The organism is Undibacterium sp. KW1 (assembly GCF_009937955.1).
GTDB lineage: Bacteria > Pseudomonadota > Gammaproteobacteria > Burkholderiales > Burkholderiaceae_D > Undibacterium.
On the sequence record NZ_AP018439.1, the window covers coordinates 4,443,816 to 4,458,158 of the forward strand.

Here is a 14,343-nt window from a genome sequence, read left to right on the forward strand (position 1 = left end):
TAATTTTTTCAGACACACATGAAGTCTTAGCGCGGTGCGATGCCTTGTTCAGCAAGTGACATGCGCAGCCTGTCAGCGGCTGCTTGCATGTCTTGCGCTTCTTGTTCATTGGCGGCCAGCGGACGATAGTCGCTATAGCCCGCACGCTTCAAGAATTGCGCCAGCGCCCAGGCTTGCTCTTCGTCCAAGTTCAGCAGAATCTGGATGCTCATGGGCTGGCCTCGTCCTCTTCTGCTTCGGCTTCGGCTTCCCTGTCTAAGACAGCGAATAACGCATCTGCGGCCTGTTCCCGCCCTTCCTGGTGCTGCATTGCTTCTGTGGTCGCTTGCACGGCTTTGACACGCCTCTGCGCTCCTGGGTGCGTGCTGGCATGGACTTGCTGCAATTGCCGGATGGCGACCTGGGTATAAATCTGGGTGGTACTCATTTCTGCATGGCCGAGCATGACTTGTATAAAACGGATGTCGGCCCCGCCTTCAAGCATCAGGGTGGCCATGGTGTGGCGGAACAGGTGGCAGCCGCCGTGCTTGCCCAGTTCTGCCCGTTTGACATACTGGGCCACGGTGGTAGAGAGCCAGCTTTCATTGAGGGCAGTACCTTCACGGCTTAGAAACAGGGTGTGCTCCTGCAGGTTCCAGGCCAGTTGCGGACGGCTTTGATCGAGGTAGAGTTGCACCCAGTACAGGGCGCGTTCACCGAGGGGAATGAGGCGGTCTTTTCTGCCCTTGCCTTCGCGGATCAGGACGACGCATTGATCAATGTCGATATCGCTGATCTGCAAATGGGTGATTTCCATCCTGCGCATACCAGTGGCATACAGCACTTCCATGATGGCGCGGTCGCGCAGGCCGATAGGCTGGCGGATATCGGTGCAGGCCATGACACGCTCGACTTCCTTGACACTGAGCACATGGCGCGGCAGGCGGCGTATGCTTTTGGGTAGGTCGAGTTCTGAAGCAGGGTTGGCAGGAATGTGGCCTGTCCGGGTCAGCCATTTGAAGAAGCTTCTGAGCGGCACAATCTTGGCACGGCGGCTGGCAATGGAGAGGGCTGCACCATCTTTTTTACGGTAGTAGTAGAGGTGGCGCTGGTAGCGTTCCAGCACGGCCTGGCTGACGTGTTCGGGATGGGTGACGCTTCTTGCATCGGCCCAGGCGATGAAGTCGCGGATGTAACGTTCGAGGTTATACAGGCTGCTTTCTGTGCTGCCGGTGATGCCGCGATGTTCAAGGAAGCGACGCATGGCAGCGTACAGACCACGGGCGTCCCTAGGATCGCCGACGGGTTTGGTAAAGCGTTGGCGTGGGGTGGATGGACCTGAAGGCATGGCGACCTCAGACTATGCTGGCTGCCATGGCAGCGGCTATGACAGGACTGCCGTTATGCAGGGGCTGTATACGCTTATTTTGTGGTGCATCCTTTATATCTGCTGGCAAGCCTTGTGCTGCCTGGGTCTGAGTGGTTGGTACACGCTCCAACCTGGGGGCAACCTGCGGCAAACTTGGGGGCAACTTGCCAATGGCCTGCCCCAACTTGCTGCGGTCGTAGTCATTATCTGAGGCCAAATCCTGTACATCCCGCAAGCCGCATAATTGTTTTCCGGTGTCTTTGCCATCAAACAACAAGGCATATTGCAGGGCATGGCCACGACTGCCACCATGCACGATCAGGTATTCCATTTCGGTGAGCCGTGCACAGTGGACCTTGAGCTGGTTGTCACTCCATTTGGTGATATCGCGGATGTCACGGCGACTAAAACGTACTTCGCGCAGGGAAATGTCTTGTTGTTGCGCCATCCGGTTCACCATGTCGTGTACGAGCATTAATAAGCGTCTGGTCTGCGGTGGTAATTCGTCCAGTGTCCGGCCCAGCACTTCATGGGCAATGGTGTTAGCTAGGGCAATATCGCTTTTGGTGACTTCGATATAGGCAAGCTGCTGCCCATTGTGATTCACTGTTTTGACTTCACGCTGGTGCTGGTGCAATAAGGTAATGGCGCGTATCAGGGTCAGGTATTTCATATGATCGCGCCGGGTTCTGGTCTGTTCATCGAGGAAGGTCAGTTGATCGGCATAGGGATTGACGACCAGCACCGGCTTTAACAGGCGCTGGGCATTCTGGTGTAACTCGGTGATGGTTTGTTTGTCGTTGGCGGCCAGCAAGCCTGCCAGGGTCTGTTTTGAGCGTTGCCGTGCATGGATGGCCTGGGTTTGTTCGCGGCTTTCATTGACGGTGAGGACTAAACAGCGGTTCATGAGTTCTTCATCGACATCAATGGCGGTAGTGGTCAGCATGAGCATGACGGGGCCTTTGACTTTGTATTGCTTGGTGACGAGGTTGCCGGTGACATCATCCTTGCCGGTACTTGCCATGCTGAGTTCACCATCGCTTTGCAAGAGTTTTAAGGCGTAGGCCGCTTGCCGTACGCCCTCCTCTTCGGCGATGGCGAGTATCTTGTGTTGCATGTCGGTTTCACCGAGATAGAACAGGCTTTGCCCTGTCATGGCGCTGTATTGCTGTTTGTCTTCTGGCGGCACCATGGCTAATACGGCCTCCATCAAACTGCTTTTACCAGCAGCGCTGGTGCTTTGTATCAGGATAGCCAGCGGGGTGTCGAGTTTGCGACTGACTGCGGCCAGGTAGCCTGCCAGTAAATTATTGGCTTCGCCAACAACACCACAGCGTTCCATGTCGGCCACGAGACGGGCAATCAGGTCAGGGGCTTGCAACAGTTGGAGGGCGGCGGCTTCTTGTTCGGCAGTCAGTGTCAGGGGCTGACTTTTAGCTTGGGAGTTGCTGCGGATGAGTTCGTCTTGTAGGGTTTCCAGGCGCAGCAGTAGCGTGCCGATGTCGTGCTTGATGAGATTGTCGGGCAATGCCAGTTCGACGGCAGCCTGTTTGATATAGGTGGCGCGACTGCGGGCAGCGTACAGGTCAAGGGTATCAACATGGTAGGCGCTGTGTTCGCCTGATCCGCTCGCTTGCAGACGCACTTGCAAATTCACGCGCATAGATTCGGGCGAGGTATTTTTTTTCCAGCCACGGATGCGCCAGTGACGTTCGTCCTGCACCATCGTTATTTCATCGCTGTCGAGTTCGGCAGCATGTACCTGGTCGGCTTCGCTGCCTGGAGTGGCGGTGGTCACGGCAATGGTCGGGGCCGTGATGTCGGCGGCGATTGCCTCAGCGGCTAAAGGAAGAGGCTCAACCATCGGCGGCAAGTCTGGAGGCGCAGGAGATGCAACGACTGGCGCGGGTGCAATGGGGGTGGCGGGTCGCCCTATCCATTCAGCTTGTCTGAGCATGAGGCCCAGGCTGTGGTGGGCGGGTGTCAGTTTCAAGGCGGTGCTGTTGGCATCCATACCTTTGGGGAAGTGTACGCGCAGGCATTCGATGCTAGCAGCAATCAGTTGGGGGGCCAGCTTGTCGGCGGCCTTGTCACCTGGTTCGTCTCTATCGTAAGCAATCAGGATGCGCTGGGTGCCGTGACGCTGGAAGGCGGCCAGATGGTCATCGGTAAAACCTTCTATGCCGTAGCTGGTGGTGACATTGGTATAACCGGCGCACCAGAATGTCATGGCGTCGATCAGTGCTTCGCATAGGATGATTTCTTTATTATCTGCCAGTGCCTGTTCGTTCCAGATGCCGCGACCAGCGCTTCTGCCCTGGTTGGGCAGGTAGAGGTGTTTGGGGGTGCCTTTGCGCAGGTCATCACGTATCTTGCGACCATAGATTTCGGTGACATTGCCTGCCTGGTCAAGAATGGGAACGATCAGGCTGCCATTGAAGTGTTCGTGACCGCTGTCACGGTAGAGGCCGACATGCTGCAAACGGCTGCGAATTTGTTCGCCGGTCTGCTGACGCTTGACGGGCAAGCGCAGACCCAGGCTGCGATTGGCATAGCCAAGCTTGAAGCGGCTAATCAGGTCGGGATGATCGAGGCCACGTTGTTTCAGGTAGGCCAGAGCTTCCGGCGAAGCCAGCAAGGTCTGGTGGTAGTAATCCACGGTTTGATTCAGCAAGTCTTGGTCGTCTGCATCAAACACGACCGGCGGCGGCAGGCTGCGCACGACGCTGCGTTTGACGGGAGAGTCACCAACAGGGCTGGCAGCTAAAGAAGAATCCGTTTTGAGCAATTCGACCGCATGGCGAAACGAGACACCGCGCAGCTTCATCACCCAGTCAATCGGGCCGCCACCAATCTGGCAGCTAAAACAGTGCCACAGGTTTTTAGCGGGGGTGACGATCAGGGAGGGTTCGCTATCGGCATGGAAGGGACATAGGCCGAGCTGGTCTTTGCCACTCTTTTTTAAAACGATACCAGCGGATTCCACCAAGCGCTCGACCGACACTTCATTCTTTAGCCGCTCGACTTCTGCTGTTGGTATTCTTGCCATAAATCACTTTCCCCTGGAAACCTGTCAATACTCTATTCGGATATACGTAAACTAACATATATGTTATCTTTGAACAAGTCAGTTAAAAAGGGGGACTTATAGTGACGTTCGCTCAATTACCAGCTTTCCTCGCTATGGAATTTCCCGAACGTGTGACCGCTCTACGCAAAGAGCGTGGTTTGACACAACAAGCGCTTGCCGACAAGGTTGGTGTGCATGTGCTGCAAATCCGCCGGTACGAGGGAGGCACTTCGCAACCTACGCTTGATGTTATCCGGCGCTTGGCAATTGCTCTTAGTGTGAGTGCGGATATGTTGGTTTTCGACCAGGAGGATCAACGTGGCCCCTCGGACGATCTACGCTTGCAATTCGAGGCCATCAGCCAATTTTCGCAGGAAGAGAAGGAAGTCATCAGGGAATTGCTGGAGGGAATGATTCTCAAGCATGATGCCAAGCGCTGGATCAAACCATAAAAACTAGCCGCTAAAAAAAATCCCCTACCGCCGAGGTCGGGGATAGGGGGAGCTTTTTTTTCTTTTTAAAAGAAGAACACACCATTTGCAAATAATCTCTCTATTCGATATTGTAAATGGGCTACTCTTTCATCCCCCTCCATATGAACACCCCACAGATGGCAGCACCTGCGTCGCGCAGTAGCATGGCCGAACAGCTCCAGACCGTTCAAAGTAAGATTGCCAACGCCCCAGCAGAGTGACTTGCTGAACGTGAGCGCCGCTTTTTAGCGATTGAGAAACTCAGAGAATCACGCAAGATACTGGTGGACTACTACACCACGCCAGGTGTCACGGCACCATTCCCCATCAATCCAGTCGAAGAGGATTTGCACTTGTTTGCCTGCACCGATACCGCCACGCTGGAAGTTTATGCAGAGATCGATGCTTTACTGGTGACCGAAGCGCAACGCGGCACACCAGTTGAGGTGTTAGCGTCTTAGTGTCAATGGCATTTTTTAATGCTACACATAATGGGCCATGCGCTCGTAGAAGTAAGCACCTTTGGTTTCCATGTCTTCACCGGCATTAACCACCACCGCAGCCAGGTATTCAAAGAAGCTTTGCTTGATGTAGTCCACCACCAATTGGCGGAAGGGTTCGATATTGCCATCGACTTGCGCCTGTTCCAGGGCTGCGTAATACGCCAGCCTGGCATCATCATCCCCAGAGATACGCGCTATTGGATAACCATGCTGTAACAGGATGAGGTTCATCACCAGTCGTGAGGTGCGACCATTGCCATCAATCCAGGGATGCACTGTGACGATTTTTTCGTGCATGTCAGCAGCCAATAAAGCTGGATGGAATGCCGTAGCGTATTCATCATAGAAATGGAACACGTCTTCCATGCGTTTTGGCACCAGGTAAGGTGGCGGCGGCACATGCCGCGCACCAGTAATTTCTACTTGCACCTTGCGATAGACTCCGGCATCAAGTGGACGGATACCCCCTAGCACAATGGCATGGATGTGGTTCACCAGGCGCTCATTCAAGACCACTTCTTGCCCTGCCAGTTCGCGGATATAACCGATAGCTGCCTGATGATTGCGTGCCTCCAGGTGTTCATCCAGGGACTTGCCCTTGATGGTCATGCCTTTGGCAATGACCATGTGCGTTTCTTGTAAAGAGAGCGTATTTCCTTCGATTCTATTGGACTCGTAGGTATATTCGGTGTCCCAGGTACGCTGCAAATTTTCTAATTGGGTTGGATTGAGAGGACGGAAACTATCAAGGCAGCGCTTCAAATCATCGAGCTGGTCGAGGGCAGCGCGTAAATCGCCGTTGACTTCATTGCTGACATCAGGGAAGGCACGGGCCAGCAATTTCTTCATGTCCATAGTGGTCTGGGTAACGGATAAAACACGCTCCACAAAGACCTGGCGCAAGGCTTGAACATGGGTCTTGTCTTCCGGCGATAGGATGGCTGCGGGGTGTTGTTCTGGGGTCGTTTTCATCGTTTAACTTAATACTGGCAAGGAGTAACGCCACCAGTTGGTGGACGAATGCAGCCATTGTATTCACTTTAGCGGCAAGCTCCAGCAAATCGGTATAGAAGAGAATTGTCAGGCGGCATAAATCGCACCACCTGACAGAGTTGACGCGCCAACGAAATAAACATCGTGTGATACAACAATCTATCTCACAAGCTTCAGTAATTTAGTAGAGTTAATCGCGCATCGTTGAGCAATACGATAAGCATAGGTATTGACATGATCCTCCATACAATATGCATCAAACAAAGACAAGCAAGCATCAATTCCCATGGCAATATTTCCTTGCCACTGGTCGCCATGCTTTTCACCTTCCGCCTTTGATGGCTGACATAAACCGCAAAATAAAAAGACTCGCTCACCTCTAAATTCTTCGTATCTTGCCTTTCGTGTTGCCGTATTTGCCCATTCAGGAAACCAGTCCCACTCCACTGTCACGACAGGATAAATATCCCCCACAATTTCATAGCCGACCTCCTCTAATAATTCACGCTTGGAACTAGCAACAATATCTTCATTGGGATCAACACCTCCACCTGGAAACATAATATATTTTCCATGATCTTGCGCCAGGATTTCATAACTTCTGGTCAAGAGAAATAATTCCGTCTTTTCTCTGTAAGGTAAATTTTTTCGGTTCATATCAGACTTTTTCTAAAAATAGGTAGCGCAAAGAGGATGTAGTCCGGCCTTGTTAGACCGGACTACATTGCTATGCAAGCATAGGTAATAAGGAGGGATTGTCACGCTCAAACTTTTTCAATATCCGCTCAAGTATCTTCAGGCAATTTGCCACTTCCTCTCGCCCTGGGGAACGGATTGGAATAATCGGCTCATGAATTTCCCTTGTTTTGCTTAACACCAGTGTTTGCCCGCTATCAAGGGACTTGTCTTTGATAATCAACGTAACAGGAAGCTCACGTCCTGAAGCAGATGCTATCGAATGATAACTATTGTTTCCGACAGTCAATATGTTGCCTACAAAGTGCTTGCGGGTATACCACTGACTTAAACGACCAAGAAACTCATGTGGTGCATTCAGTTGGCCGCCCTTATGACGAACAAAGCAAAAAAATTTGCTTTTCTCATCCTTGTCCCATCGCCATATTTTCTCGGTATACCCTCCCTGTAAGCCATAGCTGAGAAACGGGTGTTTATGATTATGGATATACGTCTCCTTGCAATCTTCGTAAATGTGGAAACGAACTTCTGTCGTTGGTGTATCCAATACAATGATTTGATACATAACTTGAGGGACATGCCTGACTTCGTACTGTGTTGGAGAAGACAAGACCTGCCTGAGTTGATCGATGCAGAATTTCTTCATTTTGGAAGAAATCAGCAATGAAGTTGATAAAACTTCAAGACCAATATTGAATGATTCTCTGGGATAGCTACTCATAACGCCTCCATGTGGTAAAAAAACAATATTTTTTTACACATGCAACGCTATTTTTGGCAATTGAGCCTTTTCTTCAAACAAAAAATTTACTTTTCTGTCAGAAGGTTTATAAAAGATGTGTGTATAGCTTTAACGATTCAAATTCCATTGAATTCGCTATTGCATCTCACCCCCATATTAGTGATAATCTGGGGTTGTCGTCCCATAAACGGCAAAACGCCTCAAACATGTTTCATGTGCGAGGGATGCCGGAAACGACTTGCCTGATGATAGGTTCGCAAATCTTTCACATCATTCAAGACCGTTCCGACATTAGAGCTTCAAACTTTGCAGCGTCTCAGCCCACCCTAGGAAGTGGGCTGAGTTTTTTTTAAGCCAAATTCTGGCAAAAAAAAAGCCGCCAGACATACTCACATACAGTTATGTCCTCGGCGGCCTGCTTCTTACTTGACACCACTTACGCAGGAACAATATGCCGAGTTGGCGGGCAAATCTTTTATTACTAGAATTGCGGTGTCATATGTAATATAGCACACCATTTATTGTGATCGTTTGAATTTTGCTACAAATTTGCGTGTAATAGAGACATGTCACCGAAATTCAGCGACAAGCAGGGATGGCATGACGATTTATGCGACTACGCAGACACAATAACTGTGGTGCGCTTTGAACGCATTATCTTGAATCGTTTTGCAAATCAAACTCCGAGTAGTAGATGTAGTAATAATTGAGCTATGTCATTCTTGTATCCTTATCGTAGGACGCAATAATGACGCGACGATGACCATCGTCACAACATCCCGCAACTATGCGCCTTTAAAATTCAGTTGACAAGTGGTTGTTCTACAACAATCTGCCCCACAAACCTTCCTTTACGGGACACAGCAACCAGGATCACTCTTCACGACGGTAAATAGCGGTTTTTGTGTCTCACTATCTCGTCTCTTGCTTTTTTTAAATTATTCTTACAATGAGACGGGTGATGGGACACCTCACATTCATTTCCTAATTATTTCGTCTATGAAGATCGGCTATGCTCGCGTCTCTACACGCGACCAGAATTTACACCTGCAACTGGATGCCCTGACACTGGCTGGCTGCGATAAGGTCTTTGAAGAAGCCGCCAGTGGAGCATCGATGCAGCGCCCCGTCTTATCTGAAGCCTTATCGTATTTGCGCGAAGGCGATAGCCTGGTGGTCTGGAAGCTAGACCGTCTTGGCCGCACATTGGGCTGATTGGTCAAACTGGCCGAAGACTTGCGCCAGCGTGGTATTCATTTGCACAGCATCACCGATGGGATTGACACAGGCACACCCGCAGGCCGTTTCTTTTTTAACGTCATGGCTAGCCTGGCCGAGATGGAGCGCGACTTGCTCCGCGAACGCACCCGTGCAGGCCTGGCAGCAGCACGCAACCGTGGTCATTTGGGTGGTCGCCGCATGACCATTACACCTGGTCAGCTCGAAGCCGCCCGCAGCTTAATCGCCGCAGGCAATTCCATACGGCAAACTGCCATCAAGTTAGACATACCACGCGCCACCCTACACCGCAATTTGCAATCACCAATAATTGTGTAATAGTCATGACTCTTCCAGGCTGCATATCTGTTTTCTTGCGGCCTGGCACTATTTTTTTGATACGTGCATAAGGAGTGGTCGATGTCTGAACTTACCAATGATGAGATTAAGTCTTACATGAACAAATGGGACCTGGACGACAAGATGCTGACACCCGTCAGACATGCTTTTAATAAAGCAGACATTCATGACCGTATCAGGGAGATCATGTGCGTCGACTCTGGTCAATTCAAGTGGCCAGAGCATGTGGACAAGATTCAAACCGAACGCAGGCGCAAAGAGATTCTTGAGGATATCAACACTCGAATTGCAACCATCAGCACTTTGCCTCAGGACATGCACTGTATTGCCAACTCAAAGCAAATTGTCAGGCCGTCTAGTGAGGAATGTTGGGAGGCTTTCGTGGGTGCGCCTCTCGGCGGTCTCCTGTTCAATTGGCTCCTTCTACAGGGTATTAGTTTTATATTTAGTGTGGATCTTCCGACTTGGTTATGGCGCTTGACAGGTACAGGGTTCGTGATACTCTTATTTTTAGTTACCACCAAACAGCCACAAGACAGGAAGAAGCTGGCCACAGATATCGCCGAGCGCATTACTAAAACCATCGACGAACATAAAGCCAGGCTTTTTCATCTCCAATCTGAACTCGAAGACGAGCACAATATCCATCTTATCCGCACCCGTGATCTAGGGGGAGAGCATGAGAGAAGCGCCGTACAAACCGCCCAGGCAGTCGGTGCAGTCACCAAGAACGTCGCCGCAGAAACTGCCAAGATAACCAAAGACCTCATCAAGGCAGGCCAGAAGCTCCAGGCCGAGAATGTGGCAACGCAAACACAGACCATTGACCACTTGGCTGATCGCCTGGAGCAACAAGCCCACCGCCCTCTCCCCATTGCGCCGCCCGTCCAAGATGAGCGTGATGCCCGTATTGCCGCACTCCAGGCCAATGTTGCCAAACTGGAAGAGATTAAGGCACTGGAAGCAAGACTGGCCATATTGAAGGAAACGACATAATGGGATGGACGAACCTTGCCACCCTTCAGGCACAACTTGACCCAGGCTACCAGAGTAAGCTGCATTTCCTGCAAGAGAAGCTAACAGGCGAAGCACACATCGCCCAATTCCAGGCACGGCAAACGACCAATCTGGAACAACAACGGCATTACAACAATAGTGAACTAGAGCAATTACGTTATTCCAATAGCAGTGGAATAGAACAACAACGGCACGACCACAACAGCCATCTGGTGCAACAACAGCATGCTAACAACCGTGACCTGGAGCAGCAGCGATATGACAACAGTCGTGACCTGGAAGCTGTGCGTGCTGGCAATCAGGCAGATGCCGATGCCCGTCGTTTCACCCATGATATCGACATGCAGCGTGCAGGCCATTACCTCAAACTCCAGGAGCTGCAAGCCGACTTAAACAAGTCCCTCACGCTGGCCTCTCTGGAATACCAGGCATCTATGCTCAAGACCATTGATGATGCCCATGTGTCCGTCGTCAACACGATATCCACCATGCTGCTGCAACAGGATGCGGTCATGGGCGAAGTAACCAAGATGTACGCCGCTGCCCGCTTTTCTGAATCCAAATCCAGGGCAGACCATATCCGCCAGCTCGAAATCATGCGCACCCAGCAAGAATTGAATATGGGCGAGCAGGTCTATGCCATGCTGATGGAAACTGTCACCAAGTTTATCGAGGCGGGCAAGGAGGCCGATGCACGGCACACCATCGACAAATTGTATGCAGAAGCCCTGGCGGGTGCTTTTTAGTACGCCCCAGCAAAGCGGCCTGGTGATTGAATGCAGTTGCGCTGCATGACTGGCTTGTCAGTTGAGGTGTGACAGTGATGGGAATGGATTGGCGGTAGTGGCGCTGTGGTTGCTGGTCTGCTTGTTGTCGCTGAGTTGTTGCCGGTTGCTGTAGGTTGTCTGTGCGAGGGCTGGCGGTTTGGTGGCGTGCCGGTGTCGCCTACAGGGCTGTTTATCAGTACTGTGTTCGGCCAAATTTGACTCGCTATCCCTTTAGGATATAAAGGTTTGTGCGCCAGGGGTGTTGTCTCATTCTTGGCTTCATAATGGGATGATCCTTGCCTCCTGCCAGGCGGTCGGGAACATCGAAACAGGGGGTTCTGCATGGATTTATCGACCTTTGTTGCACAGCACATGACGCCCCAGGAAGCGGCGCAACACAGCACGGCATTCTCTGGTGGGTTGCTGGCCCTGGATGCGCAACGGGTATCTGCTTTGATTACCCAATGGCGAGCCACCAGCAACAAGGCACTACCGCTGACCTACAGCGAATTTTGTGGGGTGCTGGCAGGTGATCTGTTGCCTTCGGATTCCATACAACGCGCCTGGGAACGCTTGCCGTTGCACCGCCACCGCCCTGCCGCCCCCAAGTTGCTGCCCTATGTCAGCGAACGCCGTGCCGATTTATTGACCCACTTGTCTATCGCCTATGAGTCCAAAGCCCGCGACATCCTGACGCATTTTGCCACCACACCTGCGTCGCCCAAGCTGTATGCAGCGTATCTGGCATGGGCTGGTCGTGATACCCGTCAGGCGTTTTTTCGTCGCTGGGCCATGCCGTTTCCAGAAGGAGGCAGTGTGGCCCATGGATTCATTGCCGCCAGCTCTGGCTATGGCAAGTCAGAACTCATCAAGGCGCTGGTGTTCGAGCGGGTACGACGCCAGGAAGGGGTGGTCGTATTCGATCCACATGGCGATATGGTGCAGCAGATTGCCCGCTGGCCAGAAGTCGCCAGAAGCGGCAGGCTGCTGTATATCGACCCTTATCTGGCCGGAGCAGAAGGTATGATAACGCCTGTCATGAACCCCTTCGAGGAGATCAATCGCAACCCCTATCAGGATGCCGCCGTGTCTTACCTGGTGCGCTGCCTGCAACGGGTAGTCGGCACCCAGCAAGCCGAGATCACGCCACGCATGGTGGCGCTCTTGCGCACGGTCTTGCCACCGATGGCAAAGCAAGCCAATGCCAGCCTGCTTGATCTGTGGGCGGCCATGGGCAACCCCAAGAAACCGGCAGCCGAGGCATTGCGTGAGCTATTGGCCGCCCATTCCCAGGATAACGCGGTCAATGCCGAATTTATCCGCGAGGATTTCAAGGACGGTGACTACAATAATTCTCGCGTGGCTCTCCGCAGCCGCCTGCAATACCTGTTTAGCTCCACGGTATTTACCCGTTGTGTCACAGGGGCTTCCACCTTCAACTTGCGCCAGGAGATCGATCGCGGTGCCATTATCCTGGTGGATTTGTCCGGCAATATGGGCGATGGGGTGGCCGCTGACTGGGGTAAGTTTCTGTTGTCGTCCCTGTTTTCTGCGGCGATGAGCCGGCAGGATGTCTTGCCACACTTGCGCCGCCCCTGCTTTGCCTATATCGATGAGGCCGATGCTTTCTTGAATGAGAGTATTGAGGATATTTATGCCAAGACGCGTAAATATGGCTTGTTCCTGACGCTCGCCCAGCAAGTGCCTGGGGCAGGCATGACGCCCACCATGGAAAGCCAGGTCTTCGGCAATTCCGGCATGCGTATCGCCGGTTATTCGGGTGACCCTGCCAGTGTCAAACGCCTGGCCGCAATCACGGGTGCGCCAGAAGAAGCCATCCAGGATTTGCGGCGCGGTGAGTTCATCTTTAGGGTGCCTCCCCATCTGCACCGTGCCACGGTGCGCAAGGATTTGCGCAATTTTGCGCATAGCATCAGTGAGCAGGAATGGCAGCAGGTCAAGGCTGACCAGTTGGCGCGCTATTACCGTGACCACAGCCTGACTGGCAAGCCGCAGGCGGGCATGCCTGCCTATGGCGGCCATGGTGGCAGTGGCACGCCCTCTGCTGCTTCCGACACGGAACGCGCCCGTTTGCAGCGTCTGCGTGACCCTGACTGGGATCACGCCTAACTCTCTTTTTGCCTATGCCTTCTCTCCAACCTGAGCAATTAAAAATCCTGCGCCTGCTGGCACGTACCCAGTTTGCCAGCATGGATTTATTACACAAGCTGACCGGCAGCCAGCGCAAGCCGCGCACTACCTATCATTTGCTGCATGAGATTGAGCATGGCTTGGGGATGATCTGTCATAAGGTGTTTTACACCAGGAACAAGCAGGCGCTCGGTACCACTTATGCACTGACCAAGGCCGGTGCGGCCTATGTGGCCGAGCTGGAAGCCTGGCCGCCTGGCACGGTGTATTACCCGCAAGGGGGCATCAGTTTTGCCTTTGCCGACCATTTTCATAGGGAGGCTTGTGCCTGGTTTGCCGCCAAGTTCTGGGAATGGGCCGATAGTACGGAGGATGTGGCGGTGTCGCGCTGTATCGGCTACTGGAAGAAGGATGCCTCGCAGTTCGCTGTTAACCGTGTGGTCGTGCCAGGGCTGGATTATCCTATCATTCCTGACTGGGTATTGCGCTTTGAGCATGGCAGTAAATCGCGCCTGGTGGCAGTGGAGATTGACCGCACCACGGGCCGCACCCGTCTCCTGGATCGGGTGCGCTATTACGCGCAGGCCATCGATACCCAGGCCATCTCGCAGCGTTTCCAGCATCCCCGTGCGCCTTTCGTGCTGCTGGTCACGGAGTCGCCGCAGCGCATGGCGCAGTTGCTAGAGGATATTCATGCAGGCAAGGCGGGGGCAAGTTTTGTGAAGGATTTTTTGGGTATTTTCCAGGTATCGACTTTGCCGGATATCGCCACAAGGGGCGTGGCAGCAGGTTTTTTCAGGCTCGATGGCTCGCCCTCGCCTTTGTTTGCTTCGCCTTGAGTCAGCAGCAAGCGTCTGGGCATGGAGCAGTTCGGGCCCAGACTGGGGAATCTGGCTTGACTCGGTGGCACTGCTGCCTAAGATAGCAGGCAGACGGATCAACAGATCAAACAGGCCAAACAGGTCAATGAGTCAGCAAATAAGATAAGGGGGTGGAATGCGCGAA

At 52.6% G+C, this 14,343-nt stretch carries 12 protein-coding genes and 1 pseudogene; 7 read left to right on the forward strand and 6 right to left on the reverse strand.

All coding sequences use genetic code 11. The features are described 5' to 3' along the window. Window positions 1–26: 26 nt before the first annotated feature. From UNDKW_RS19990 to UNDKW_RS20000, 3 genes are read right to left on the reverse strand one after another with little or no spacing between them, the layout of a single operon-like run. A complete protein-coding gene (locus UNDKW_RS19990) occupies window positions 27–212 on the reverse strand; it encodes a hypothetical protein (protein ID WP_162060152.1) in 186 nt (61 codons plus the stop codon). Then, on the reverse strand, window positions 209–1,327 hold the full coding sequence (gene xerC / locus UNDKW_RS19995; RefSeq protein ID WP_162060153.1) for a site-specific tyrosine recombinase XerC: 1,119 nt from the start codon (window positions 1,325–1,327) through the stop codon (window positions 209–211). Before xerC ends, UNDKW_RS19990 begins: the two co-directional genes overlap by 4 nt. Window positions 1,328–1,334: 7 nt before the next feature. Further along, window positions 1,335–4,397, reverse strand: coding sequence for a CHC2 zinc finger domain-containing protein (locus tag UNDKW_RS20000; protein ID WP_162060154.1), 3,063 nt, complete (start codon window positions 4,395–4,397; stop codon window positions 1,335–1,337). A gap of 134 nt (window positions 4,398–4,531) precedes the next feature. Here UNDKW_RS20000 and UNDKW_RS20005 point away from each other — a divergent pair, with 134 nt between their 5' ends. Next, window positions 4,532–4,870 (forward strand): helix-turn-helix domain-containing protein, encoded by a 339-nt coding sequence (locus UNDKW_RS20005; protein WP_162062038.1) that lies wholly within the window; start codon window positions 4,532–4,534, stop codon window positions 4,868–4,870. A 305-nt stretch (window positions 4,871–5,175) separates the two neighbouring features. Further along, on the forward strand, window positions 5,176–5,352 hold the full coding sequence (locus UNDKW_RS20010; protein ID WP_162060155.1) for a hypothetical protein: 177 nt from the start codon (window positions 5,176–5,178) through the stop codon (window positions 5,350–5,352). A gap of 21 nt (window positions 5,353–5,373) precedes the next feature. On the opposite strand, the gene UNDKW_RS20015 is transcribed toward UNDKW_RS20010, so the two are convergent. From UNDKW_RS20015 to UNDKW_RS20025, 3 genes are all read right to left on the reverse strand, one after another. Next, the gene (locus UNDKW_RS20015; protein WP_197892940.1) at window positions 5,374–6,366 is read right to left on the reverse strand and encodes a Fic family protein; all 993 of its coding nucleotides are present in this window, start codon (window positions 6,364–6,366) and stop codon (window positions 5,374–5,376) included. A 180-nt stretch (window positions 6,367–6,546) separates the two neighbouring features. Next, on the reverse strand, window positions 6,547–7,044 hold the full coding sequence (locus UNDKW_RS20020) for an NUDIX domain-containing protein (RefSeq protein WP_162060156.1): 498 nt from the start codon (window positions 7,042–7,044) through the stop codon (window positions 6,547–6,549). Between the two features lie 70 nt (window positions 7,045–7,114). After that, entirely contained in the window at window positions 7,115–7,804 is a 690-nt protein-coding gene (locus UNDKW_RS20025; protein WP_162060157.1) for a hypothetical protein, read from the reverse strand. Window positions 7,805–8,824: 1,020 nt separating this feature from the next. On the opposite strand from UNDKW_RS20025, the pseudogene UNDKW_RS20030 reads away from it, so the two are divergent. From UNDKW_RS20030 to UNDKW_RS20050, 5 genes and pseudogenes are all read left to right on the forward strand, one after another. Continuing rightward, window positions 8,825–9,382, forward strand: a pseudogene (locus UNDKW_RS20030) (recombinase family protein). A gap of 81 nt (window positions 9,383–9,463) precedes the next feature. Beyond that, window positions 9,464–10,399 (forward strand): DUF4398 domain-containing protein, encoded by a 936-nt coding sequence (locus UNDKW_RS20035; RefSeq protein WP_162060158.1) that lies wholly within the window; start codon window positions 9,464–9,466, stop codon window positions 10,397–10,399. Further along, window positions 10,399–11,166, forward strand: a complete 768-nt coding sequence (locus UNDKW_RS20040; protein WP_162060159.1) for a hypothetical protein — start codon at window positions 10,399–10,401, stop codon at window positions 11,164–11,166. Before UNDKW_RS20035 ends, UNDKW_RS20040 begins: the two co-directional genes overlap by 1 nt. Window positions 11,167–11,529: 363 nt before the next feature. After that, complete coding sequence (locus UNDKW_RS20045) at window positions 11,530–13,317, forward strand: type IV secretory system conjugative DNA transfer family protein (RefSeq protein ID WP_162060160.1); 1,788 nt, start codon at window positions 11,530–11,532, stop codon at window positions 13,315–13,317. A 14-nt stretch (window positions 13,318–13,331) separates the two neighbouring features. Continuing rightward, on the forward strand, window positions 13,332–14,177 hold the full coding sequence (locus UNDKW_RS20050; protein ID WP_162060161.1) for a replication-relaxation family protein: 846 nt from the start codon (window positions 13,332–13,334) through the stop codon (window positions 14,175–14,177). The last annotated feature ends 166 nt before the right edge of the window (window positions 14,178–14,343 follow it).

What these genes read in the sequence shown, in the direction of transcription:
- UNDKW_RS20020 (WP_162060156.1), bottom strand. Translation starts at nt 7,044, where the DNA reads ATGAACCGAAAAAATTTACCTTACAGAGAAAAGACGGAATTATTTCTC.
- UNDKW_RS20040 (WP_162060159.1), top strand. Translation starts at nt 10,399, where the DNA reads ATGGGATGGACGAACCTTGCCACCCTTCAGGCACAACTTGACCCAGGC.
- xerC (WP_162060153.1), bottom strand. Translation starts at nt 1,327, where the DNA reads ATGCCTTCAGGTCCATCCACCCCACGCCAACGCTTTACCAAACCCGTC.
- UNDKW_RS20005 (WP_162062038.1), top strand. Translation starts at nt 4,532, where the DNA reads ATGGAATTTCCCGAACGTGTGACCGCTCTACGCAAAGAGCGTGGTTTG.
- UNDKW_RS20000 (WP_162060154.1), bottom strand. Translation starts at nt 4,397, where the DNA reads ATGGCAAGAATACCAACAGCAGAAGTCGAGCGGCTAAAGAATGAAGTG.
- UNDKW_RS20035 (WP_162060158.1), top strand. Translation starts at nt 9,464, where the DNA reads ATGTCTGAACTTACCAATGATGAGATTAAGTCTTACATGAACAAATGG.
- UNDKW_RS19990 (WP_162060152.1), bottom strand. Translation starts at nt 212, where the DNA reads ATGAGCATCCAGATTCTGCTGAACTTGGACGAAGAGCAAGCCTGGGCG.
- UNDKW_RS20050 (WP_162060161.1), top strand. Translation starts at nt 13,332, where the DNA reads ATGCCTTCTCTCCAACCTGAGCAATTAAAAATCCTGCGCCTGCTGGCA.
- UNDKW_RS20025 (WP_162060157.1), bottom strand. Translation starts at nt 7,804, where the DNA reads ATGAGTAGCTATCCCAGAGAATCATTCAATATTGGTCTTGAAGTTTTA.
- UNDKW_RS20045 (WP_162060160.1), top strand. Translation starts at nt 11,530, where the DNA reads ATGGATTTATCGACCTTTGTTGCACAGCACATGACGCCCCAGGAAGCG.
- UNDKW_RS20015 (WP_197892940.1), bottom strand. Translation starts at nt 6,366, where the DNA reads ATGAAAACGACCCCAGAACAACACCCCGCAGCCATCCTATCGCCGGAA.